The 21,472-nt window shown below is 74.1% G+C and carries 18 protein-coding genes and 1 pseudogene; 8 read left to right on the top strand and 11 right to left on the bottom strand.

The window, feature by feature from the left end; genetic code table 11:
* Nucleotides 1–335: 335 nt before the first annotated feature.
* Nucleotides 336–545: a hypothetical protein gene (locus IF88_RS0129510; protein WP_030719134.1), complete on the bottom strand. Its 210-nt coding sequence runs from the start codon at nucleotides 543–545 to the stop codon at nucleotides 336–338.
* 291 nt (nucleotides 546–836) lie between these two features.
* Here IF88_RS0129510 and IF88_RS0129505 point away from each other — a divergent pair, with 291 nt between their 5' ends.
* Complete coding sequence (locus IF88_RS0129505; RefSeq protein ID WP_030719131.1) at nucleotides 837–2,036, top strand: S8 family peptidase; 1,200 nt, start codon at nucleotides 837–839, stop codon at nucleotides 2,034–2,036.
* Nucleotides 2,037–2,122: 86 nt separating this feature from the next.
* Here the strand turns inward: IF88_RS0129505 and IF88_RS0129500 are convergent, their stop codons facing one another.
* From IF88_RS0129500 to IF88_RS0129490, 3 genes are all read right to left on the bottom strand, one after another.
* Nucleotides 2,123–3,199, bottom strand: a complete 1,077-nt coding sequence (locus IF88_RS0129500; RefSeq protein WP_158754637.1) for a PI-PLC domain-containing protein — start codon at nucleotides 3,197–3,199, stop codon at nucleotides 2,123–2,125.
* Between the two features lie 113 nt (nucleotides 3,200–3,312).
* Nucleotides 3,313–4,008: a sigma-70 family RNA polymerase sigma factor gene (locus IF88_RS0129495; protein ID WP_107050658.1), complete on the bottom strand. Its 696-nt coding sequence runs from the start codon at nucleotides 4,006–4,008 to the stop codon at nucleotides 3,313–3,315.
* Nucleotides 4,009–4,158: 150 nt separating this feature from the next.
* The gene (locus IF88_RS0129490; protein ID WP_037807439.1) at nucleotides 4,159–4,914 is read right to left on the bottom strand and encodes a hypothetical protein; all 756 of its coding nucleotides are present in this window, start codon (nucleotides 4,912–4,914) and stop codon (nucleotides 4,159–4,161) included.
* 246 nt (nucleotides 4,915–5,160) lie between these two features.
* On the opposite strand from IF88_RS0129490, the gene IF88_RS0129485 reads away from it, so the two are divergent.
* A complete protein-coding gene (locus IF88_RS0129485; RefSeq protein ID WP_030719123.1) occupies nucleotides 5,161–6,363 on the top strand; it encodes an MFS transporter in 1,203 nt (400 codons plus the stop codon).
* 56 nt (nucleotides 6,364–6,419) lie between these two features.
* Nucleotides 6,420–7,460, top strand: a complete 1,041-nt coding sequence (locus tag IF88_RS0129480) for a sugar ABC transporter permease (protein WP_324617215.1) — start codon at nucleotides 6,420–6,422, stop codon at nucleotides 7,458–7,460.
* On the opposite strand, the gene IF88_RS0129475 is transcribed toward IF88_RS0129480, so the two are convergent.
* Entirely contained in the window at nucleotides 7,447–8,595 is a 1,149-nt protein-coding gene (locus tag IF88_RS0129475) for an acyl-CoA dehydrogenase family protein (protein WP_037807436.1), read from the bottom strand. The genes IF88_RS0129480 and IF88_RS0129475 overlap by 14 nt on opposite strands.
* 192 nt (nucleotides 8,596–8,787) lie before the next feature.
* Here IF88_RS0129475 and IF88_RS0129470 point away from each other — a divergent pair, with 192 nt between their 5' ends.
* Both IF88_RS0129470 and IF88_RS0129465 read left to right on the top strand, forming a co-directional pair.
* The gene (locus tag IF88_RS0129470) at nucleotides 8,788–10,626 is read left to right on the top strand and encodes a CoA transferase (protein ID WP_030719119.1); all 1,839 of its coding nucleotides are present in this window, start codon (nucleotides 8,788–8,790) and stop codon (nucleotides 10,624–10,626) included.
* Complete coding sequence (locus IF88_RS0129465) at nucleotides 10,623–12,311, top strand: class I adenylate-forming enzyme family protein (RefSeq protein WP_030719118.1); 1,689 nt, start codon at nucleotides 10,623–10,625, stop codon at nucleotides 12,309–12,311. The genes IF88_RS0129470 and IF88_RS0129465 overlap by 4 nt, the downstream gene beginning before the upstream one ends.
* A gap of 111 nt (nucleotides 12,312–12,422) precedes the next feature.
* On the opposite strand, the gene IF88_RS0129460 is transcribed toward IF88_RS0129465, so the two are convergent.
* The 6 genes from IF88_RS0129460 to IF88_RS0129435 all read right to left on the bottom strand — a co-directional run bounded on the left by IF88_RS0129460 (nucleotide 12,423) and on the right by IF88_RS0129435 (nucleotide 17,945).
* Nucleotides 12,423–13,250 carry a metal ABC transporter solute-binding protein, Zn/Mn family gene (locus tag IF88_RS0129460; RefSeq protein WP_030719117.1) on the bottom strand — a complete coding sequence of 276 codons (828 nt, stop codon included), beginning with the start codon at nucleotides 13,248–13,250 and terminating at the stop codon, nucleotides 12,423–12,425.
* Complete coding sequence (locus IF88_RS0129455) at nucleotides 13,208–14,074, bottom strand: metal ABC transporter permease (RefSeq protein ID WP_030719115.1); 867 nt, start codon at nucleotides 14,072–14,074, stop codon at nucleotides 13,208–13,210. Before IF88_RS0129455 ends, IF88_RS0129460 begins: the two co-directional genes overlap by 43 nt.
* Nucleotides 14,071–14,706, bottom strand: coding sequence for an ABC transporter ATP-binding protein (locus IF88_RS0129450; protein WP_030719112.1), 636 nt, complete (start codon nucleotides 14,704–14,706; stop codon nucleotides 14,071–14,073). Before IF88_RS0129450 ends, IF88_RS0129455 begins: the two co-directional genes overlap by 4 nt.
* A gap of 178 nt (nucleotides 14,707–14,884) precedes the next feature.
* On the bottom strand, nucleotides 14,885–15,409 hold the full coding sequence (locus IF88_RS0129445) for a copper chaperone PCu(A)C (protein ID WP_030719109.1): 525 nt from the start codon (nucleotides 15,407–15,409) through the stop codon (nucleotides 14,885–14,887).
* Entirely contained in the window at nucleotides 15,406–17,706 is a 2,301-nt protein-coding gene (locus IF88_RS0129440; RefSeq protein ID WP_030719104.1) for a heavy metal translocating P-type ATPase, read from the bottom strand. The genes IF88_RS0129445 and IF88_RS0129440 overlap by 4 nt, the downstream gene beginning before the upstream one ends.
* Nucleotides 17,703–17,945: a hypothetical protein gene (locus IF88_RS0129435; RefSeq protein WP_030719101.1), complete on the bottom strand. Its 243-nt coding sequence runs from the start codon at nucleotides 17,943–17,945 to the stop codon at nucleotides 17,703–17,705. The genes IF88_RS0129440 and IF88_RS0129435 overlap by 4 nt, the downstream gene beginning before the upstream one ends.
* 144 nt (nucleotides 17,946–18,089) lie before the next feature.
* Here IF88_RS0129435 and IF88_RS0129430 point away from each other — a divergent pair.
* The 3 genes and pseudogenes from IF88_RS0129430 to IF88_RS0129420 form a co-directional block, all read left to right on the top strand.
* Nucleotides 18,090–18,383 (top strand): annotated as a pseudogene (locus IF88_RS0129430) (tRNA (adenosine(37)-N6)-threonylcarbamoyltransferase complex transferase subunit TsaD); the annotation flags it as partial.
* A gap of 197 nt (nucleotides 18,384–18,580) precedes the next feature.
* Nucleotides 18,581–20,611 (top strand): ATP-binding SpoIIE family protein phosphatase, encoded by a 2,031-nt coding sequence (locus IF88_RS0129425; RefSeq protein WP_051837759.1) that lies wholly within the window; start codon nucleotides 18,581–18,583, stop codon nucleotides 20,609–20,611.
* 616 nt (nucleotides 20,612–21,227) lie between these two features.
* On the top strand, nucleotides 21,228–21,467 hold the full coding sequence (locus IF88_RS0129420) for a hypothetical protein (RefSeq protein WP_030719094.1): 240 nt from the start codon (nucleotides 21,228–21,230) through the stop codon (nucleotides 21,465–21,467).
* The last annotated feature ends 5 nt before the right edge of the window (nucleotides 21,468–21,472 follow it).

Here is a 21,472-nt window from a genome sequence, read left to right as displayed (position 1 = left end):
GCCGGCAGGTGATGGTCATCGACATGACGACGCGCCACCTGCACAGCTTCCGGCCGAATCCCGTGTCTGGAGCGGCTGACCGAGGCCGGACACCCGCATCGGTTCGGCGCGGCCTTCGCGACGCCCGCCTCCGCGACGCTGGAGCAGTACGCGAGCCGACAGTACGCGCGGAGCAGGCAGTACGCGCGCCAGTACCGAGCGGAGATCAACCGGCGAGTCCGCCTGGCCGTACTCGTCGTGCGCCGGCAGATGCTCCGGGGCTGGTCGATCGCAGCCGCACTTGTCCGCGGCCCCCGGTCCCCCTGTCCCCGCGGTGGCGCCCGAGGCAGCGGTCGTCAGCGGTCGTCGCGCATGTCGTCCAGGTCCTCCTCATGCAGGTCGTGCATCACGTCACGCATCGTCGCGTCCTCGCGGCCGCGCTCGTGCGCGATCTCGTCGGGGCTGCGCGGCCGGCCGCCCGTCTTCAGCTGGTCCGGTGCCGGCGGCCGCCCGCGGATCCGCTCCCCGCGGCCCGCGTCCGGGGTCTGGTGCTTGTCTGCGCCCATGACGGTTCACACTCCTCACGGGATTTCCCCGCAACCGGCGCCTAACCCCTCAGGCCCCCGCCAAACGCGCACCGCGCCCCGGCTTCCGTCACGGGAACGATCATGTGGCCATTCGGTGAAGAGGCTCACGAGAACATGTGTGCGAGATGGAGGCGGTGCGGAGGGATCATTAAGAAACCTTGTTGAAGAAGCCCTTACCCCTGGTTCGCCCTTGATTTGCTCCTGTCAATCGGAACAGGGTTCTCCAGAACGTTTGACGCCCCACACGTCAACACGAGGAGAACCCTCTACATGGCAACTCACAAGCGATCCAACGCCCTTCGCAACACGGGCATAGCCGCGGGCGCAGCAACTGCGGTTGCGGCGGCCCTGTTTGCGAGCCCCCTCGCCGGGGCGGCCACACCGGCCGAAGGCACGGTGCACGGACTCGGCGCCCCGGACGCCGTGGACGGCAGCTTCGTCGTCATCCTCGACGCATCCGCGAACAAGGAGGACTTGGCGAAGAAGTACGGCGGCAAGCTGGAGCGCTCCTACGGCTCCCAGGTCAACGGATTCTCCGCGTCCGGTATGACGCCGAAGGAGGCGAAGCGGCTCGCCGCGGACCCCGCCGTCGGCACGGTCGTGCAGAACAAGCGCTTCCACATCAACGAGACCCAGGAGAAGCCCCCGTCCTGGGGCCTGGACCGGATCGACCAGGCGGCCACGGCCGGTGACCAGAAGTACACGTACCCGGACGGCGGCGGCGAGGGGGTGACGGCGTACGTCATCGACACCGGCGTCAGGATCTCGCACAAGGACTTCGGTGGCCGCGCCGCTCACGGTTTCGACGCGGTCGACAACGACGACACCGCCGACGACGGCAACGGCCACGGCACGCACGTGGCGGGCACCATCGCCGGCACCTCACACGGCGTCGCCAAGAAGGCCAAGGTCGTCGCGGTGCGGGTGCTGGACGCCAACGGATCCGGCACCACCGAGCAGGTCGTGGCGGGCATCGACTGGGTGACGAAGAACCACTCCGGGCCGTCGGTCGCCAACATGAGCCTCGGCGGCGGCGCCGACGAGGCGCTGGACGCGGCTGTCAAGCGGGCCGTCGCCTCCGGCGTGACCTTCGCCGTGGCGGCCGGCAACGAGTCCTCGGACGCCGGCCAGGGTTCGCCCGCCCGGGTGCCCGAGGCCCTCACGGTGGCGTCGAGCACCGAGGGCGACCAGCAGTCGGACTTCTCGAACTTCGGCTCGGTCGTGGACCTGTACGCACCCGGCTCGGAGATCACGTCGGCCTGGAAGGACAGCGACACCGCAGTCAAGACGATCTCCGGGACGTCGATGGCCTCCCCGCACGTGGCGGGCGCCGCCGCTCTCTACCTGGCGGCCCACCCGTCGGCGACGCCCGCCGACACGGCCGCCGCGCTGACCGGGGCCGCGACGACGGGTGCCATCAAGAACCCGTCCTCCGGCACCGCGAACAAGCTGCTGAAGGTGGCGCCGTAACGCGGTAACGCGTCCCTGCGGTAGCGCGGTGACCGGGAGCGGCCCCCCACATCGTGGAGGGCCGCTTCGTCGTGCGTGCGCGCCCCTCAGGGGCGCGCGTTGAGTTCCGCGACGATCGAGGCGGGGGTGTGGCCGCTTCCGTCCGACAGCCTGTGGAAGTCGACGGAGACGAAGTTCGGATCGCGGCCCCCGGTGGCCGTCCGGCACTGCCCGGCGATGCGGTCCCTCAGTTTGGCGCCGTTGTCCAGCGCCGCCGTCATGACGGTGGGCACGTTGCGGTGGTGGCTCATGGTGAACAGGCGCCGGAATCCCGGCTCCTGACGGTCCAGGGGCAGGTCGGACCAGCGGCTGACGCAGCCGAGGTCGTTGCCCAGGTCGCCGAGGCTCCAGTAGTTGCTCACCGTCCAGGACTTGTCGTACATGACGCCCAGGTGCTCGCGGTCGGAGCGGTCGGAGAAGATCAGCAGCCGCTTGCCGGCGGTGACGAGATCGGCCACCTTCGGCCAACCGTGCTCGCGCACCCCCCACTCGTCGGGCCGGAACACCATCTCGGGCAGCCCCCTGACCCGGCCGAGGGACTGTCCCAGCTGCTCGGCGCTGACGTAGTCCTCGAGGAAGACGGTCACGACCTCCTGCGGATGGGCGGCGAGGAAGTCCACCACGGTCTGCATCGTGCCGTGGAAGGACTGCCGGGGGAGCGCGTACGTGGCACCGGCGAAGGTCTTGCAGTCGCCGTGGCACAGGTAGACGTCGCTGGGGTAGCAGTCGCTGCCGAAGCTGATGACGCACAGCCAGGTGCTGCGCTCGTACCAGTGCGTGTCCAGGCTCAGGCCGCGGACGCCGTTGTCGAGCTGGGCGCGCACCGACTCGGCCTGGTTCACCGAACTCCACCGGGAGTCCTCGTAGTTGGTGAAGGCGTTGTGGGTGGTCAGGAAGGCGGCCTCGTCCAGGCGCCGGTCGCCCCAGCGGGCGGCCGCGGCGTCGGCCGCGCTCGTGCCCACCGCAACGGCGGCGGGGGAGGGGGCGCGGGCCGGGGCCGAGGCGGCCGTGGCGGTCGCCGTGCCGAGGAGGGCCAGCAGCACGAGGCCGACGAAGGCGTGCCGGCCGGTACGCCCTCGACGGCGCCCGCGCACCCAGCGATTTAACATGCTCATGTCAATCATGGGCGGAGGGTAGCGCGCGGGCCCGCGATTGCGGAGTCCCCGTACGGACACGGCCGGCGCGGGGCGCGGGAGGGCGGCGCTCACGCCGGCCCCTCCCGTGCGCCCCGGCCGGATCAGGCGGGCGTCGTCGTGAGCGCACCCTCGCGCACGGCCGGTGTGACGAACCGGATTTCCCGGTCCGGCAGCGGGTGCTCCCGTGCGGGCGCGGCCGTGGCGGTGCCCGTCAGCAGTTCGATGAGGGACGTGCGGGCGCGGGCGACGCGGGAGCGGACGGTGCCGATGGGACAGCCGATGGCTTCGGCCGCGTCGGCGTACGGCAGGCCCAGGAGCTGGGTGAGGACGAAGGCCTCCCGGCGTTCGGACGGGATCGTGGCCAGGAGTTCGGCCAGCGCGACGCCCTCGTCGAAGCCCGGCACGTCGTGCGGCTGTGTCTGCTCGGCGGCGGTCTGCCAGTCGTACCGGTCCGAGAGCCTGGGCCGGGCCGCGGCGTGGCGGAGGCTGTCGACGACGGTGCGCCGGGCGATGGACAGCAGCCAGGTGCGCGCCGAGGAGCGGCCCTCGAAGCGGGGAAGAGCGGCGAGGGCCCGCAGGAACACGTCCTGGGTGAGGTCGTCGGCGGCCTGGGTGTCGGCGCTGAGGTAGGCGACGTAGCGCCACACGTCGCGGTGCAGTGCGCGGACGAAGCGGTCGGCCTTCGCGGGGTCGCCGTCGCGGGCGTCCAGGGCCAGTCGGGTCACCGCCGCGTCGGCGGTGTGCCGGTCCGGCCGCTCGACGGCGGGACGGTTCTGGGTGGGCAGGGCAGGAGTCATCGCCACAGGTCCTTCGGGGAAGGGGGACCGGCGCCGCGCGGGGGCGGGGCCGGTGAAGGGTGTACGGCCTGCCGGAGGGCAGGGCCGAGGCCCGAGGCGCGGAGGGCGGGCGCGAACGCGGGTGCCGACGCGTGCTCGGGGAGCCGGCTGTCAGAGGACAGCGGCTCCCGTCGGGGGACCCCGTGAGGTGATGGCGTGGACGAGGAGGAGCCGGCGCAGCGCGTGGCGTCGGCGGGCACGGCGTACGAGGACGCGCGGCGGGTGCGCCGCCCCGGCCGGGCGAAGGAGCAGGCGCAGCGGTGTCCAGAGCCATCCGGCGACGGCGCGCAGGATGCGGAAGGCGGCTCGCTCTCCGTAGGCGAGCCACAGGCCGCACAGCACCGCGGCCACGAGGTGGGCGGCGAGCATCGCCGTCGGCGACATGCCTCCCATGTCGTGGCCCGCGCCCGGCATCGGAGTCCCCGCGGACACGGAGCCGGCCATCTCGTGCAGGGCGTGGTGGCCGTGGGCGCCGGCATCGGAGAGCGCGGTGCCGGGCGGTGGCCGCAAGACCAGCCCGCCGACCCCGGCCTCGCTGACCACCTTCGGCGCCTCGCGCGGGGAGACGGCCGAAGTCGCCCCGTCTCCGCAGGTCAGGTACTCCGCCCACTGGCGGGCGAACGAGGTGCCGGTGGGCAGGGACGGGTGGACCAGGGACTGGGCCAGGGAGAACCCCGCGTGGAGCCCGGCCTGGACGGTGACGACCGCGGCGGTGACGGCGAGCAGCCCGCGCTCGCGGCCGGCGAAGGCCCAGGCCGCTCCCGCCGTGCCGGCGAACGCGGCGGACAGGGCCCACCAGGGCACCGCCGTACCCGACATGAGGATGTGGCCGGTGGCCGCGAGCAGCACGCAGAGGGCTGCGAACATCGCAGCCCGTACGACTCGTGAACATCGGCCCGGGTTCATGGCGGGGCTCATCCTCGCACCGGCGTCCGGGACTTCGAAGAAGGCTGCGCACTTCTGGACAAGTTCTGGTGGCCGACCCGGCCGCACCTTGAGCGGCCGCCCCGTGTGAGCCGGACCACACAACACGCAGGGAACCGGAGGCCCTTGCGGGCCGACTGACTGGCCGGTCGAAGCGATGTGCGCGCAGCGTGGGGAAGGGAGCCATCAGTGGCGGTGGAGGAACCCGGGACCGTGCCGGCGCGTGCCGACGCGGGCACGGGAAGATCGCTGACGGCGCTGCTCACGTGCGCCATGGCGTTCTCGATGCTCCAGCTGTTCCTCCTCGGGGCCCTGGGCCCGCGGCTGGTGGACGAGCTGGGGGTCTCGCCCGCGGTCCTCGGGCTGACGACGACGCTCGGCTTCGGAACGGCGGCCCTGCTGTCCCCGGCCGGCGGCCGGATCGTGGACCGGATCGGTCCGCGCCGCTCACTGGTCGTCCTGCTGTTGGTTTCGGCCGTGGCGCTCGCCCTGATCGGCGCCGCATCCGGCACCGGTGTGCTGCTGGGCGCCGTCGCGCTGGGCGGCGTACCGCAGGCGCTGGCCAACCCCGCCACCAACAAGGCCATCATGCGCGTCGTCCCGCCGGCCCGGCGGGGCGCGGTGACCGGACTCAAGCAGTCCGGCGTCCAGCTGGGCGCCTTCGTCGCCGGGCTGCCCCTGGTGCTGCTGGCGGGCGGGATCGGCTGGCGGGGCGCGGTGTGGACGGCGGCGGGCGCGGCCCTGCTCGCCGGGGGGTGGGCGCTGCGGGCGCTGCCCGACGATCCCGCGCCGCCCCCGACAGGCCCTCGCGGCTCACTCGTCCCCCGCGGAATGGTCGCCTGGCTGGCGGCCTTCTCCCTGTTCCTCGGGGCCGGGATCGCCTCGGTCAACACCTACCTGGCCCTCTTCGGGGCGCAGCGCCTGGGGATGGGTCCGACCGCGGCCGGCGCCTTGGTCGCCGTCCTGGGCGTGGCCGGGATCGCCGGCCGGATCGGCTGGTCGAAGGCGGCCCGGCCCGGGCGGGCCGAGTGGCTGCCGGGATGGCTCGCCTGTGGCGCGCTGGGGGCGGCTCTCCTCCTGGGCGCCGCGCTCATCGCGAACCCGTTGGTGTGGCTCGGGGCCGTCGCCGTCGGATTGTTCGCCGTGTCCGGGAACGCCGTGTCCATGGTGCTCGTCATGCAGCGGGCCGCTCCGGGCCGGGCCGGACAGGACTCGGCGCTCGTCGCGGCCGGGTTCTTCGGCGGATTCGCCCTGGGGCCGCCGCTGTTCGGGCTGCTGGCCGGGAGCGGCCGGTACGGCCACGGGTGGCTGCTGGTCGCCGCGGAGTTCGCGGCGGCGGGAGCGGTCGCCTTCGCGTGGGCCTCGCGGGACCGGCGGAAGGCCGCCTCGTGAACGGCGCGGCGCCCACGGATTGGGCCGAAAACGCCCTGGCGGCCGTCATCGGGCGCGTGAGCGTGACCGAGGCCCAGGTCGGCGAACGCTTCCCGCTCTACGCGCAGCCCGACGACGGGCGGTGGACGACCACCGGCCGCGGTTCCTGGACCGGAGGCTTCTGGGCGGGGCTGCTGTGGCTGCGGGCCCGCCACACCGGTACCGACGCCGACCGGCGGGCCGCCGCCGCGTGCACGGCCCGGCTCGCTCCGTGGGCCGACGCCGACACCGCCACCCGGGGACTGATCTTCTGGTACGGGACCTCGCTCGCCGGAGACGACGGCGAAGCCGCCCGGCTGCGGGAACGGGCCGCCCGGGCCTGCCTGTCGGCCTACGATCCCGAACTCGGCCTGGTTCCCTGGGGCGACGCGCTCGGCGGGCCCCGCCTGCTGGCCCGCGTGGACGGGGTACCGGGGATGGTGCCCCTGTTGGCGGACGCCGACGCGCGGGGAACGGCCGCCGCGGCCGCCCACCTCCACCGGCACCTCGACCTCTGCCTCGGCGCGGGCGCCGAGCGGCACCCCTGGCTGTGGCCGGCCCGGCTGTTCGACGAGAGCACCGGATGGCAGCCCTGCGACGATCCCGCGCCGGGCTGGAGCCGCGGTCAGGCCTGGCTGCTCCTGGCCGTGGCCGACGCACTGGTGCGGCCCGACGTCGTGGGCGGTGCCCGCGCCCGGCTCGACGAGGCGACCGGACAGCTGCTGGCGCAGGGGGAGGTGCTGGCCGGACGGCTGGTCCCGCCGGCCGACGCCTCCCGGCCCGCCGGCCCCCTGGACACGTCGGCCGCCGCGATCACCGCGGTGGCCCTGCTGAAGCTCGCACGGGCCCCGGGCCCCCGGGCGCAGGCGTGCTCGGACCGGGCCGTGGCCATCCTGAACCGCCTGGCGCGGGCCCACCTCACCGGCGCGTGCTCCGGCCGCCCGCCGGGGATGCTCCTGGACGGCTGCTACGACGCGGCGAAGGGGCTGGCGGTCCGGCACGAGCTGATCTGGGGCGACTTCTTCCTGGCGCTCGGCCTGGCCGCCCTGGACGGCCTCGTCGACATCACCCGCGCGTAGTGGGCGCCGGGGCGTAGTCGCGCAGGACGCGGCGGGCCACGGTGGTGATGTGGAGTTCGTCGGGGCCGTCGAGGATGCGGGCGGCGCGGCCCGTACGGAAGAGAGCGGGCAGTGGAGTGTCCGGACCGAGCCCCGCGGCGCCGTGGACCTGGATGGCCGAGTCCGTGACCTGCTGGAGCATCCGCGCGGCGGCGACCTTGGCGAGCCCGACCTCCGTACGGGCGTCCCGCCCGGATGCGATCAGGTCCACCGCCTCGTGGACGAGGGACCGGGTGGTGCGCAGCGCTAGCAGGGCGTCGAAGACGTGCTGCTGGACCAGCTGCTGGTCGGCGAGGGGCCCACGGGACCCGTTGCGGGTGGCGGCCCGTTCGCACATGAGGTCGAAGGCGCGCCGGGCCTGGCCCAGCCAGCGCAGGCAGCGCAGCGTACGGCCGAGCAGCAGCCGCTCACCCGCGATGGCGAGGGCGTCGCCCGGCTCGCCGAGGAGGTGGTCGGCGGGCACCCGGACCCGGTCGAGCGCGATCTCGTATTGGCCCGCCCCGCCGAGCACGGGGAGTTCGCGGACCACCCGGAAGCCGGGGGAGGAGGTCGGCACCAGCAGCAGGGAGAGGCCCGCGCGGTCCCCGGTGGTTCCGCTGGTGCGGGCCATGACGGTCACCAGGTCGGCGCCCGCGGCGCCGGAGGTGAACCACTTGCGGCCGCTCACGCGCCAAGTGCCGTCCGCCAGGCGCTCGGCGCCGGTGGCGGTCGAGAACGGGTCGGTGCCGGGCACGTCCGGCTCCGTCATCGCGTAGCAGGTACGCATCTCCCCGGCGACCAGCCGTTCCAGGTACTCCTCGCGGACCGGGGGCGTGCCGTGGCGGGCCAGCATGGTGACGTCGAGCAGGGGAGCGGAGCCGAGCGCGGCGGGGCCGTGGTCACTGGCGCCCTCGTCCTCGGCCAGTGCGGCGTACGCGGCGAAGGACAGCCCGCCACCGCCCAGTTCGGCCGGGAGCGGGAGCGCCCAGAGCCCGTCCTTGCGGGCCTGCCGCCCCAACTCGGCGAGTGCCTCGGCCGCCGCCGGGCCGCCGGCGTCCAGCACGCCCTCCCGAGGGATCACCCGGCCGCGGACGAACGCGGCTATTCGGTCCCTCAACTCGCCTCTGTGGAACGCAGGTTGGGTGGCCGTGTCTGGATCCGTCACTGTTTTCCTCCTCATTCCCGGGAACTCGTGGGAACGGTTGTCCGACTGTCTGTCCGTGGAACTGGTCGGGCGCGGACGCCCCCCGGTTCCCCGCGTATCGCACGAACCGGGCGACGGCCACCGCCGCGCCGGGAGAGGAGAGGCATGGCGTCACCAGCCACCACGCAGACGGTCCGGCCGCTCGACACACTGCGCTTCGACACCTCGGGGCCCCCGCAGATCACAGGTGTGGTCGCCGACCACCTCGGCATGCTCGGCGCGAGCGGCGGTCATCGCGGCCAGGAGGCTCCGCCGGACCGCATCACGCTCACCGGCGGCGGCTTCGCACCGGCGCACGCGGTCGCCACGTGGGCGGGCCCCGCGAGCGGGCTCGTCGACGAGGCGACCGTGCAGGCCGCCACCGGCATCATGGCCGTGCACGGCCGCCGGGACGGCGCCCCGCGGGGACTCGCCGCCGACTACGCGGCCACGGCCACCGCCGTCCTGACCGTGCAGGGGCTGCTCGCCGGCCTCATCGGCCAGGCCCGCGGAGGGGCCGCCGCCCAGGTCGCCACCCGCGCGGACCGGGCGGGCCTGCTGACGGTGTCCCAGTACCTCGCCGCCGCCGGAGCCGACGAGGGTGAAGCCGCCGAACTCGCCGCCGGCGGACCGCCCTTCCGCTCCGCCGAGGGCGTCCTCTTCGAACTGGAGACCCTCGACCCGGGTGCCTGGGCCGCCTTCTGGCGTGTGCTGGAGGCGCCCGCCGACGCGATGCGGGCAGGCTGGCGGCCCTTCCAGTTCCGGTACGCCACCGCCTGCGCGCCCTTCCCGGCAGCCCTCCACGAGATCACCCGGGCCACCCCCATGACGGCCATCCGGCGGGCTGCCGCCCTCTCCGGCGCCGAGGTGTGCGTCCTGCGCACGCTCGGGGAAAGGGCGCTGGAGAACGACGGCGCCGCCCCGTGGGCGCTCCGGCTCCTCGGGCCGGAAGCGGGCTGTCCGGTGCCCGCAGCCGAGCGCGGGAACGGGCGGGGCGCCGGGCGCGAAGACGGGCGCCGAAACGGGCGGGGCGGCCGGCCTTCCGCGGCCCGGCCGCTGGCCGGACTGACCGTGCTGGAGGCCGGCCGGCGCATCCAGGCCCCGCTCGCCGCACACCTGTTGGGCCTGCTGGGCGCCGAGGTGATCCGGATCGAGCCGCCGGGCGGCGACCCGCTGCGCGGCATGCCGCCCGCCTGCTCCGGGATCTCCGCGCGCTGGCTCGCCCTCAACCGGGGCAAGCGGGCCGTGGAGATCGACATCAAGGCCGACGCGGACCGGCGCCGCCTGCGCGAGATGGCCGCGGAGGCCGACGTCTTCCTGCACAACTGGGCCCCGGGCAAGGCCGCCGAACTCGGCCTGGACCACGACGACCTCGCGGCGGTGAACCCCGCGCTGGTCTACGCGTACACCAGCGGCTGGGCCGATCGGCTCGACGACGCCCCCATGGGCACCGACTTCATGGTCCAGGCCCGCACCGCGGTCGGCGAGGCCGTCCGCCCCCAGGACGAGGCCCCGGCCCCCTCACTGATGACCCTGCTCGACGTCCTCGGCGGACTGCACGGCACCGAGGCGGTCCTCGCCGGCCTCCTCCTGCGCGAACGCACCGGCCACGGCGTCCGCGTGGACTCCTCCCTGCTCGGCGCCGCCGACACCCTGACCGCCCCCGCCCTGCGCCGCGCGGCACGCGGCGAGAACCCCCGGCGGCCGGCCGGATTCCGGCGCCCCCTGCCCACGGCCGACGGCTGGATCGCGCCGACCGACGAGGCGGCCCCCGCGGCGGGAGCGTACGACCTGCGCGAACTGCCCACCGCGGACGCCCTCAAGCAGCTGCGGGAGCACGGCCTGACGGCCACCGCCGTCACCACCGAACTGGCCGGCCTGCACCACGACCAGCGCTTCACCGGCTCGATCAGCCGCGACGCGCTCGGCGCCCCTGCCGTTCCCGACCCCTGGAGCTTCACATGACCGCCAACAGGCTCGTACTGAACGACCTGCTGCCCGCCGACCTCCGTCGCTCCTGGGTGGTCGACGGCACCTGCCCCGACCTCGACCTCTACAGCCTGTTCCGGGCCCGGCAGATCGCCGACCTGCACGCCACCGCCGTCATCGACGCCAAGGGCCCCCTCTGTTACACCGCGCTCGACCGCAAGGTGCGATGTCTGGCCAGCGGCCTGCGGGACCTCGGCATACGACCCGGCGACGTGGTCGCCGTCCAGCTCCCGAACAACCGGAACGCCGTCATCGCCGACCTGGCCCTGGCCGCCCTCGGCGCGGTGGCCCTGCCCTTCCCCGTCGGCCGCGGCAGCCTGGAAGCGGAATGCCTGCTGCGCCGCGCCGAGGCCGTCGCCGTCATCGCCGCGACCGAGCACCGCGGCAGCCGGCACGCCGCCGACCTGCACACCCTGGCACCGGCCCTGCCCGCGCTCCGGCACGTGATCGCCGCCGGAACCGGACCGGCCCCCGAGGGAACGATCGCCTTCTCCGCCCTGCTGCGCTCCGACGCGAGCGCCTTCGTACCGGCCCGGCCCGACCCGGACAGCGCGGCCCGCATCCTCGTCTCCTCCGGTTCCGAGGCCGAGCCGAAGATGGTCGCGTACTCGCACAACGCCCTCGCCGGCGGTCGTGGCAACTTCCTCGCCTCGCTGATGCCCGACGGGACCGCGCCGCGCTGCCTGTTCCTGGTGCCGCTCGGCTCCGCCTTCGGCTCCAACGGGACGGCCGTCACCCTGGCCCGGCACGGCGGCACGCTCGTCCTCCTCGACCACTTCACCCCGGAAGCGGCCCTCGCCGCGGTACGTGAGCACGCGCCCACGCACGTCCTCGGCGTACCGACCATGGTGCGGATGATGCTGGACCGGCTCGAAGGCGACGACGACCCGCTGCCCGCCCCCACCGCCCTCGTCCTGGGCGGCTCCGCGCTCGACGAGCGCACGGCCAAGGACGCCGCCCGCGCCTTCGGCTGCCCGGTCGTCAACCTCTACGGATCGGCCGACGGCGTCAACTGCCACACCGGCCTGCACCACGGCACCCCGCCCGCCGACGGCCGGGGAGTCGTGGCCGGGCGCCCCGACCCCCGGGTCGCCGAGATCCGCATCGCCGACACCGAGACGCACGAGCCGCTGCCGGACGGCCGGGTCGGGGAGATCATCGCGCGCGGCCCGATGACCCCGCTGTGCTACGTGGCCTCCCCGGACCTCGACGCCCGTTACCGCACCCCCGACGGCTGGGTCCGCACCGGAGACCTCGGCTTCCTCGACGAGGCGGGCACCCTCCACATCGTCGGACGGCTCAAGGACATCGTCATCCGGGGCGGCGCCAACATCAGCCCCGCCGAGGTCGAACGCCAGCTGGCCTCCCACCCGCTGGTGCGCGACGTGGTGTGCGTGGGCGTTCCGGACCCGGTGATGGGGGAGAGGCTGGCGGCCTGCGTCGTACCCCGCACGGCTCAGGCGCCCTCCCTGGAGGAGCTCGGCGCGCACCTCGCGGAGCGCGGGCTCGAACAGCGCAAGTTCCCCGAGCGGCTCATGATCGTCGCCGAACTCCCGCTGACCCCGGCGGGCAAGCCCGACCGGGCCGCCCTGCGCGCGTGCCTGGCCGACGTACGCCCGTTGCCGGAGACCGGAAGCGTCCCGCTCGCCCAGGCGGGATGAGCGGGCGGGGCCCGGCGGCGCCTCGCCGCCGGGCCCCGCACACCGCAGCACGGCAGGGCACGCGTGCCACGCGTGCCCTGCCGTGTGTGTGCCACGCCTTGCGGCGCCGGGTCAGGGGGCGCCCATGGCCTTCTTCAGCTCGGCCGCCGCATTGCGGTAGACCGGCAGGAGGTCGAGGTCGTCGCCCGGGTAGTTGACGATCTTGACCTGCTTGGCGCCGGAATCGGGCAGGACCGTGCCGGTGGACATGTGGGCGTTGTCCAGGACGAGCGCCGGCTTCTTCGCGGACAGGTCCGCGAGCTGCGACGGGGTGACGGCCTCCGGCCCGAACGTGCCCACGGGCGTGGCCCCGGCGAGCTTCGCGGCCCAGGCGGTGAAGACCTGGGAGACGACGGAGGGGCTCTTGCCGCCGGGCCAGGCCGCCTGCACGTCCTTGTTCAGCTGCGCGTACTCGGTGTCGAAGCCGGTCTTCCACTGCGTGGCGGCGTCCGCCGTGCCGAAGAGGGCGCCCAGCTTGGCGACCTCGGCCTTGACCTTGTCGGGGTCGTTGTCGAGGTTGACCTCGACCAGCTTCGCCTTGGAGCCCGCGGCCTCCTTGATCTTCGCCGCGTACGGCTCGAAGGGCGCGTAGAGCACGAAGTCGGCCTTGGCGACGGCGGCGAGGTCCGAGGGCTTCGGGTCGTAGTCGGGGGCGTGGTGCACGGACTGCGGGACGATGACCTTGACGTCCTGGGCACCGGCGGCCCGGGCGAAGGCACCCTCCCAGGTGGTGGTCACGACCACCACGGGCTTGTCCTTGGCGGCCTCGGCGCCGGCCGGCGCCGGGCTGTCGCCGGCCGCACCGGAGCCGGCGCCGCCCTCGTCTCCGCAGCCGGCCGTGAGGAGGACCGCCGCGCTCAGTGCGAGGAGGGAAGGGATACGGCCGCGGGTGCGCGCCATGTGCTGATTCTCCGTTCGGGTATGAAGTGCACGGCGAGGACGAGTGCCCCCGCCGTCAGGACGAGGACCGGGCCGGGAGGCCAGTCCAGCCACAGGGCCAGCAGGAACCCCGTCAGGTTGACGACGATGCCGATGCCGACCGCCCAGAGGGTGATCGACCGCAGCGAGCTGCCGAGGCGGCGGGCCGCGAGCGCGGGCAGCAGCGTCAGCGCGTCGACGAGCAGGGCGCCGGTGAGTTTGATGGCGCCGGCGACCGCGACGGCGACGAGGACCAGGAGGACCGCGGTCAGCGCCCGCACGGGCACCCCGGAGCACTGGGCGAGTTCGCGGTCGTAGAGGAGCAGGCCGATCTCGCGGCGCCGCCACCAGAACAGGCCGGGAACCACGACGGCGAGCACCCCGAGGACCACGAGATCGGCGGTGCCCACCGACAGGATCGACCCCCAGAGCAGGGCGAACGCTCCGGAGGCGTTGACGCCCGACACGGCGAGCAGCAGGAGGGCCGCCGCGATGGCCAGGCTCATCAGCAGCCCCATCGCCCCGGACAGCCCGTCCGGGGTGCGGGCGAGCGGTGCGACGCCCGCGCCGGCCAGGGCGCAGGCCACCAGCGCGCACAGCATGGGGTCGAGGCCGGTGAGGAGGCCGACCGCGATGCCGAGCAGGGCGACGTGCATCATCGCGAACCGGACCGGCATGATGTCGAGCCCGACGATGACCACCCCGATCACGGGCAGCCCGACGGCGGCCAGCAGCAGGGCGATGCCCGCCCGCTGCACGGGCAGGAGTTGCAGGAGTGCGCCCAGGTCGGCGGTGGCGAGCGTCATCGGACCTCCCGCAGTCGGCCCGCGGCCATCTCCAGTACCCGGTCGCAGCGCTGCGCCAGCGCGCGGTCGTGCGTCACCACGACGAGGGTCACCGGCAGGGAGGTGAGGACGTCCGCCGCCTCCTCCTGGCCGTCGAAATCGAGGGCGGCGGTGGGCTCGTCGGCCAGGAGCACCTGCGCCCCTGCGGCGACGCAGCCGATCGCCCGGGCCAGGTACATGCGCTGCAACTGCCCCCCGGAGAGGGTGTGCAGCGGCCGCCCGGTCAGCGGACCCACCCCGAGCCGGTCCGCGGCCTCGGCCGCGTCCGCCGCAGCGCCGCTGCTGGCCAGCAGCTCGGCGCCGAGCAGCGGGAAGCGCCCCGCGGCCGGCTTCTGCGGGATCCAGGCGCAGGCCCGGCGCCGCCAGGCCCACTCCGCGGCCGAACCGGTGCCGCGTCCGCCGACCGTGATCGCGCCCGACACCTGCCGGTGGAGGCCGAGCACGGCGCGCAGCAGCGTGGTCTTGCCCGAACCGTTCGTTCCGGTCAGGGCCACCCGCTCACCGGCCGCGATCTCCAGATCCACATCGGCGACGGCCTCCACCCGGCCGTGCCGGCAGGCCACTTCGCGCATGTGGACGTCCAGCCCGCCCATCTCTCGTCCCTCGATCCTCTGCAGCAGGATGACTTCGGCGCAGTGTCCGCCTCGTACGGGGGAGTAGTCGGCCGGGGCGGGCTCCGGGTTCCCGCGATCGGCGAGATGGACGAAATCGGCGAGACAGGCGAGATCGACCAGACAGGCGAGATCGACGCGATCCGCGACGAGGGACGGCTCAGCTGCCGGGCCGCACGACGAACGCCACGGCCTGGACGGGCCCGCTGTGGCGGAAGTGCAGGACGAAGGGCACGGCGTCCCCCACCCGCCAGCGGCCCTTGACCGTCATCATCACGTCCAGCGTGCTCGGGGTCATCTCCAGCGTCGAGCCGGCAGGGATCTCCGCCGAGGGGGCCATGCGCATGGAATCCGCCCCGGCGCCCCTCTCGTGCCGGCTCAGCATCACCGACTCGACGACGGGGGAGGTCACGGAGACCAACTGGTCTCCGGACCCACCGGTGTTGGTGATCCGGAAGAACGCGGCGGTGCGCTCCCTGTCGGCGTACGGCAGGAAGACCCGCCCGATGCCGACCTCGATCCGGGCCGGAGTGCCGGCGGCCCCCGCCGTGGTCCACGCGGTCAGCCCGACCAGGGCCGTGAGGCAGGCGGTCACCGGCGCGAGCACGGCGATCAGCCCTTCGCGCAGCCGGCGGCCGCCGGGCGACTGCGCGGCCGAGGACGTGGGGGAGAGGGGATCGGTCATCGCTGAAAACCCTTTCGGCGGGGACGGGGTGACATACCGCCGTGGCGCTTCGGCGCGGGCTCCCAGGCCCGCAGGCGCAGGCTGTTGCCGACCACCAGCAGGGAGCTGGCGGACATCGCGGCGGCGGCGACCATCGGGTTGAGCCAGCCGACCGCGGCCAGGGGCACGGTGACCGCGTTGTAGCCGAACGCCCACACGAGGTTGGCGCGGATCGTCCCCAGAGTGCGACGGGCCAGCCGGATCGCGTCGGCCACCGCCTCGATGTCACCGCGCACCAGCGTCACGTCGGCGGCGCCGATCGCCACGTCCGTACCGCTGCCCATCGCGATGCCGAGATCGGCGCGGGCCAGGGCGGCGGCGTCGTTCACCCCGTCGCCGATGACCGCCACCCGGCGGCCCTCCTCCTTCAGGCGCGCCACCAGCTCGGCCTTCCCCTCCGGAGTGCAGCGGGCGTGGACCGCGGAGATGCCGAGCTGCGCGGCGACCGCCAGGGCCGTGGCATCGCGGTCACCGGTGGCCAGCACCGGTTCCACTCCCAGCCGGCGCATCCGGTCCACGGCCCGGTAGCTCCCGGGCCGCAGCACGTCCCCGAGGGTGATCAGGGCCTCGTCGAAGCCGTCCACCCGGACCAGGACGGGCGTGAGCACGGACGCCTCCGCCTCGGCCAGGGCCTGCGCCAACGACTTCGGCAGTCCGTCGTCGGGAGAGAGCAGGTCGATGCGCCGGCCCTCCACGAGCCCCGTGACGCCCGTCCCGGCCGTCGCCTGGAAGTCGGTGACCGGGGGCAGCGTGCCCCCGGGCAGCGCGCGCTGCGCGTACGCGGCCAGGGCGCGGCCCAGCGGATGCTCCGAGCCCTGCTCCACGGCCCCGGCCAGGCGCAGGGCCGCCTCGCGCCCGATGCCGCCGCTGACCGCGGTGACCTCGACGACGCTCATGTGTCCGGTGGTGAGGGTGCCGGTCTTGTCCAGGACCACGGTGTCGACGTGCCGCAGGGCTTCCAGCGCCTGCGGACCGCTGACCAGCACGCCGAGCTGCGCTCCCCGGCCGGTCGCGGCCAGCAGCGCGGTGGGCGTCGCCAGCCCCAGCGCGCACGGACAGGCGACGACGAGGATCGCCACCGCCGCGGTCACGGCCGCCTGCGGGTCCGCCCCGGCGCCGAGCCAGAAACCGAGCACGGTGACCGCCAGAGCCAGGATGACGGGGACGAAGACGCCCGCCACGCGGTCGGCGAGCCGCTGGGCCCGGGCCTTGCCCGCCTGGGCTTCGGTGACCATGCGGGTGATCCGGGCGAGCTGGGTGTCCGCACCGACCGCGGTGGCCCGTACGAGCAGCAGTCCACCGGCGTTGACGGCGGCGCCCACCACCTTGCGGCCCGGCCCCACTTCCACGGGATCGCTCTCGCCGGTGACCAGGGACAGGTCCAGGGCCGAGCTGCCGGAGACCACCACGCCGTCGGTGGCGACCCGTTCACCGGGCCGCACGAGGAACTCCTGCCCCACGCGCAGCTGTTCCACGGGGATCAGCCTCTCCCTGCCGTCCTCGCGCACGGTCACGTCCTTGACGGCGAGCCCGGCCAGTGAGCGCAGGGCCGCGCCGGTGCTCCGCCGGGCCCTCCCCTCCAGATGACGGCCGGCCAGGACGAACAGGGGAACTCCGACGGCTGCTTCCAGGTAGACGTGCGCGACCTCCCCGCCCGCCGAGGGGAGGAAGGTGAACGGCATCCGCATGTCCGGATCGCCGGCGCCGCCGAGGAACAGCGCGTACAGGGACCAGGAGAACGAGGCGAGGACCCCGAGGGAGACCAGGGTGTCCATGGTGGCCGCCGAATGACGCAGCCCGCGTACCGCCCGCCGGTGGAACGGCAGGGCGCTCCACACGACGACCGGAGCGGCCAGAGTGAGGCACAGCCACTGCCAGTTGCGGAACTGCAGGGCGGGCACCATCGACAGCACGAGGACCGGCAGGCAGAGCAGAGCGGTGATCAACAGCCGCTCGCGCTCCGGGTGTTCACCGTCCGCCGACGGCTCCGCGGGCGGGTCCTGCGTACGCGGTGCGGCGGCCGGCGGGGGCGGTTCGGCGGTGTAACCGGCGCGTTCCACCGCCGCGACCAGGTCCTGGGGGGTGACGGCCGGCGGATGGCTCACCCGCGCCTTCCCGGTGGCGAGGTTGACCGTCGCGCTCACCCCGTCGAGCCGGGCCAGCCGCTTCTCCACCCGGTTCACACAGGCCGCGCACGTCATTCCGCCGACGATCAGATCGGTCGTCGTCAGGGTGCCGCCCGCCGTGTCCGCGGTCATCGGCCGCTCCCCGGATGCGTGCCGCTCATGCCGCCCGTGCCGCCGCCACCGTGCGAACCGCCGGTGGATCCGGTGCCGGTGCGGTGCAGGCCGGGGGCGACCGGCCCGGCGGCCGAACCCACCCCGTAGGAGAGGGCGAACAGGGCCGCCAGAAGCACGACGAAGCCGACCAGGGCCGGTGGCGGCGCCCCACGCCGCCGGCCGCCGTCGGTGCGGGTCTCGGGTTGCCTACCGGTCATCGGCTCTCCAGATCCTGGGTACGTGTACGGCGCTGCGCCCGTCGTGGTCGTCCGCGCGGGAGCCGCCGGGGAGGTAGTCGTACGCGGTGCGGTACGAGTTCCCGCCCGACCCGTACGCGGGGAATCCGTTCGGCGGCGTACCTTATTGCGACCAGTTCGCAATTGGGCATCGAGTGGTCGTGTGACGAGACCGGTGCCGGGATCGTGTCCGACGGGCGGCTGCTCGCGCACGTGGTGGCGTCGAGCATGGACGAACACGCGCGGTTCGGCGGGGTGGAGCCGGAGATCGCCGCCCGCGCCCACCTGCACGCCTTCGACCCCGTCGTACGGGCCCCCGGACCAGGCCGCCCTGCGGATCTCCGACATCGACGCCGTCGCGGTCACCACCGGACCGGCCTTTCGGGCGCGCTGCAGGTCGGGCCGGCCGGGGCCGAGACGCCGCTGCGGCGCATGTACGACGCCGCGACCCGCGAGCGCGCCCACCGCTGCGACCCGGCCGTGGTCGCAGGAGCCGCCCGGTGGGCGCCCGCCGCGGGTCGCCGGGGTCGGCGTCGGGGTCGATACTGAAGGTTGCGGTGCGTGGAGGCGACATGCGTGAACCGGAGCATCGTGGCCCGAGGTCGGCCTCGGTGCCCGTGACCGAGACGGCAGCGGTCGTACTGGACGACGCGGGCGTGGTCGTCGCCCGTTCCGAGTGGGCCGCGAAGCTGCTGGACTGCCCGCCGGGTCAGACCTGTGCCCCCTTGCTGGGGATGCTGCCGAGCGCCGGGGCGGAGGCGGGACCGGCCCGGCGCCTGGTGACCCTTCCCGCAGGCGAGCATGTGGGCACGAAGGTGCCTCTGGTCTGCACGGTCGTCCGGCTCGCGGCCCGCGCTCCGGGCGATCGCGACGCCGAAGCCCAGTGGCTCGTCCTGGTCACCCCGGCGGAGACCGTCGTGGAGGCGGTCGAGCCCGACTCGGAGCGACGCCGGAGGAGGCTGTCCCACACCGCCGCCGAGAGCATCGGGGCCTCCCTGGACGTCACGGACATGGCCCAGGTCCTCGTGAACCTGCTCGTCCCCGACTTCGCGGACCTGGCCACCGTGGACCTCGCCGAGCCGGTGCTGGTGGGCGACGAACCGCTGCGGCTCGACACCAGCGGTGAGGTCCGCCTGCGCCGTACCGCCGCGGTGCAGAGCCCGGGGGTCTCCGCGGAGGACCTCCTGCCGGTCGGCGAGGCGCTGCCTCCCGTACCGGACACCGACGTGATGCGCCCGCTCATGGCGGGACGGCCCGTGCTCGTGTCCGACGTCGACGTCCTGCGCGCCGCACTCGGCGTGGACACCGACACCTTGCGCCTGTTCGTCCCCAGCGGGGCGCACTCCACCGTCGCGGTACCCCTGTACGCACGCGGCCTGATCCTCGGCTGCGTCACGGTCTGGCGCAGCCAGCTGCCGTCCGCCTTCGGCGAGGAGGACGCCGCCCTCCTCCAGGACGTCGCTTCCAGGGCCGCACTCGGCGTGGACAACGCGCGCCGCTACACGAAGGAACACCGGTCGGTGGTGGCCCTCCAGCGAAGCCTGCTGCCGCAGTCCGTCCTGAACACGGCGGCCGCGGACACGTCGGGGATCTACCAGCCGGCGGGCGGCGGCGCCGGGGTCGGCGGGGACTGGTTCGACGTCATCCCCCTGCCCTCGTTGCGCGTGGCGTTCGTCGTCGGGGACGTCGTCGGCCACGGACTGGAGGCCACCGCGGCCATGGCACGACTGCGGACCGCGGTGCAGACCCTGGCCGACCTCGACCTGGACCCCGGCGAGCTGCTCACGCACCTGGACGACCTGGTGCTCGGATTCTCCAGCGAGCAGATGACCGGCGAATCCCGCACGGAACCCGCGGTGCTCGGAGCGACGTGCCTGTACGCCGTCTACGACCCGGTGACGAGCCGGTGCGTCGCCGCCACCGCCGGACATCCGCCGCCGGCCGTGCTGCCCCCGGGGGAGGAGCCGCACTTCCTCGGCATGGTGCCGGGACCGCCGCTCGGCGTCGGCGGAATGCCCTTCGAGGTGACGGAGTTCGGCGTACGGCCCGACAGCACGCTGGCCTTCTTCACGGACGGACTCGTGGCGCGCCGCGGCGGCGACATCGAGGAAGGCATGGAGAGACTGCGGAGCTCGCTCGTCGGCGCCGGATCGGGCCGGCCCCTGGGCGAGGTCAGCCAGAGCGTGTTCGACAAGGTGCTGCCCCAGGAGCCCGCCGACGACGTCGCCCTGCTGCTCGCCCGCACCCACGCCCTCCCGCCGGACCGGGTCGCCGAGTGGGAGTTCGAAGCCGACCTGTCCCTCGTCGCGCACGCCCGTGAACTGGTGGTGGGCCGACTGTCCGGCTGGGAGCTGGACGAACTGAGCTTCGTGACCGAGCTCGTCGTCAGCGAGCTCGTCACGAACGCGATCCGCTACGCGGGCGGCCCGGTCGGGCTCCGGCTGATCCGCGACCGGGTACTCGTCTGCGAGGTGTCCGACCCCAGCAGCACGCAGCCGCGCCTGCGCCGGGCACGGGAGACCGACGAGGGCGGGCGCGGCCTGTTCCTCGTCGCCCAGCTCACCGACCGCTGGGGCTGCCGGTTCACCGGCACCGGGAAGACGATCTGGACGGAGCAGCCCATCGCCGGTCCCCTCAGTACGGCGTGAGACGTGAAACGGCCGTGGTGACGGTGTCGAAGCCGCATGGTGGTGCGCGACCGCTGGTCGTACCGGTCCCAGCGCGGCATGGCCGGGCGGTTGGGGTCCCCGGTGCGTACGAACGCATCCAGGCCCGGTTCCCGCTGCGCGCCATTCCCTGGCGGGGTCCCCGGTTTCACCCCGACCGGATGCGCCTCGCAGGGAAGAACGCGAAGGTCGGAACGCCCCGTCCGCACCGGGTGTGACGGGTCCGTCACCCCGCGCGTCTCACGGAAACCTACACATCGTGTTCGCGAGCGCTTCCGCCGACCTCCTCCGCTTCACGGTGTGAGGGATGTGCCCCTGTCGATTAGTGGGTGGTTGTCCCGATTGGTTCTGTGTAAGCAGGGGGCGGCCCATATCTGTTACTCGATCCTGTGAAGAAGTCGTCACCATTCGGTGAATCAAGCTGCACGTTCGTCGCCAGAGGTGATCATCCGCACGTGACGGGGGGTCAACGGGATTGGCTGGGTGACCCGTTCGCGTGCTTTCATCGGCGCATTGCGGCAGCCGGGAAAGGCGGTCGAGTTTCGCTCGCCCAGCCGCCGCAGCTGTGAATTCCTCCCCCCAATGAAAGGTGCGCGTCATGCGTAACGACATCGAGACCCGTGAGATCGCCGACACCGAGCTGGACGCCGTCTCCGGCGGCATCATCAGCGTCTCCGGCGGCCTGGCCGGCGCCGTGACCAGCGATGTCAGCGGCGTCGTGGGCGTCGTGGGCTCCCTCCACACCGTCCAGGCCGCGACGGGCATCGTGTCCCACGTCCCCGGTCTCGTCACGGGCATCACCGGCGTTTCGGTGAACGCCGGGCGCGCCGGTCTCTGATCCGG

Origin of the sequence: Streptomyces sp. NRRL F-2580 (genome assembly GCF_000720115.1) — a bacterium.
Lineage (GTDB): Bacteria > Actinomycetota > Actinomycetes > Streptomycetales > Streptomycetaceae > Streptomyces.
The sequence above is the reverse complement of the archived record's forward strand: the minus strand, read 5'-3'. Positions and strand labels throughout refer to the sequence as shown.

Excerpts from the sequence above, each read along its gene's own strand:
- IF88_RS0129510 (WP_030719134.1), bottom strand. The coding sequence starts at position 545 with ATGGGCGCAGACAAGCACCAGACCCCGGACGCGGGCCGCGGGGAGCGG.
- IF88_RS0129505 (WP_030719131.1), top strand. The coding sequence starts at position 837 with ATGGCAACTCACAAGCGATCCAACGCCCTTCGCAACACGGGCATAGCC.
- IF88_RS0129500 (WP_158754637.1), bottom strand. The coding sequence starts at position 3,199 with ATGATTGACATGAGCATGTTAAATCGCTGGGTGCGCGGGCGCCGTCGA.
- IF88_RS0129495 (WP_107050658.1), bottom strand. The coding sequence starts at position 4,008 with ATGACTCCTGCCCTGCCCACCCAGAACCGTCCCGCCGTCGAGCGGCCG.
- IF88_RS0129490 (WP_037807439.1), bottom strand. The coding sequence starts at position 4,914 with ATGTTCGCAGCCCTCTGCGTGCTGCTCGCGGCCACCGGCCACATCCTC.
- IF88_RS0129470 (WP_030719119.1), top strand. The coding sequence starts at position 8,788 with ATGGCGTCACCAGCCACCACGCAGACGGTCCGGCCGCTCGACACACTG.
- IF88_RS0129465 (WP_030719118.1), top strand. The coding sequence starts at position 10,623 with ATGACCGCCAACAGGCTCGTACTGAACGACCTGCTGCCCGCCGACCTC.
- IF88_RS0129460 (WP_030719117.1), bottom strand. The coding sequence starts at position 13,250 with ATGGCGCGCACCCGCGGCCGTATCCCTTCCCTCCTCGCACTGAGCGCG.
- IF88_RS0129455 (WP_030719115.1), bottom strand. The coding sequence starts at position 14,074 with ATGACGCTCGCCACCGCCGACCTGGGCGCACTCCTGCAACTCCTGCCC.
- IF88_RS0129450 (WP_030719112.1), bottom strand. The coding sequence starts at position 14,706 with ATGGGCGGGCTGGACGTCCACATGCGCGAAGTGGCCTGCCGGCACGGC.
- IF88_RS0129445 (WP_030719109.1), bottom strand. The coding sequence starts at position 15,409 with ATGACCGATCCCCTCTCCCCCACGTCCTCGGCCGCGCAGTCGCCCGGC.
- IF88_RS0129440 (WP_030719104.1), bottom strand. The coding sequence starts at position 17,706 with ATGACCGCGGACACGGCGGGCGGCACCCTGACGACGACCGATCTGATC.
- IF88_RS0129435 (WP_030719101.1), bottom strand. The coding sequence starts at position 17,945 with ATGACCGGTAGGCAACCCGAGACCCGCACCGACGGCGGCCGGCGGCGT.
- IF88_RS0129420 (WP_030719094.1), top strand. The coding sequence starts at position 21,228 with ATGCGTAACGACATCGAGACCCGTGAGATCGCCGACACCGAGCTGGAC.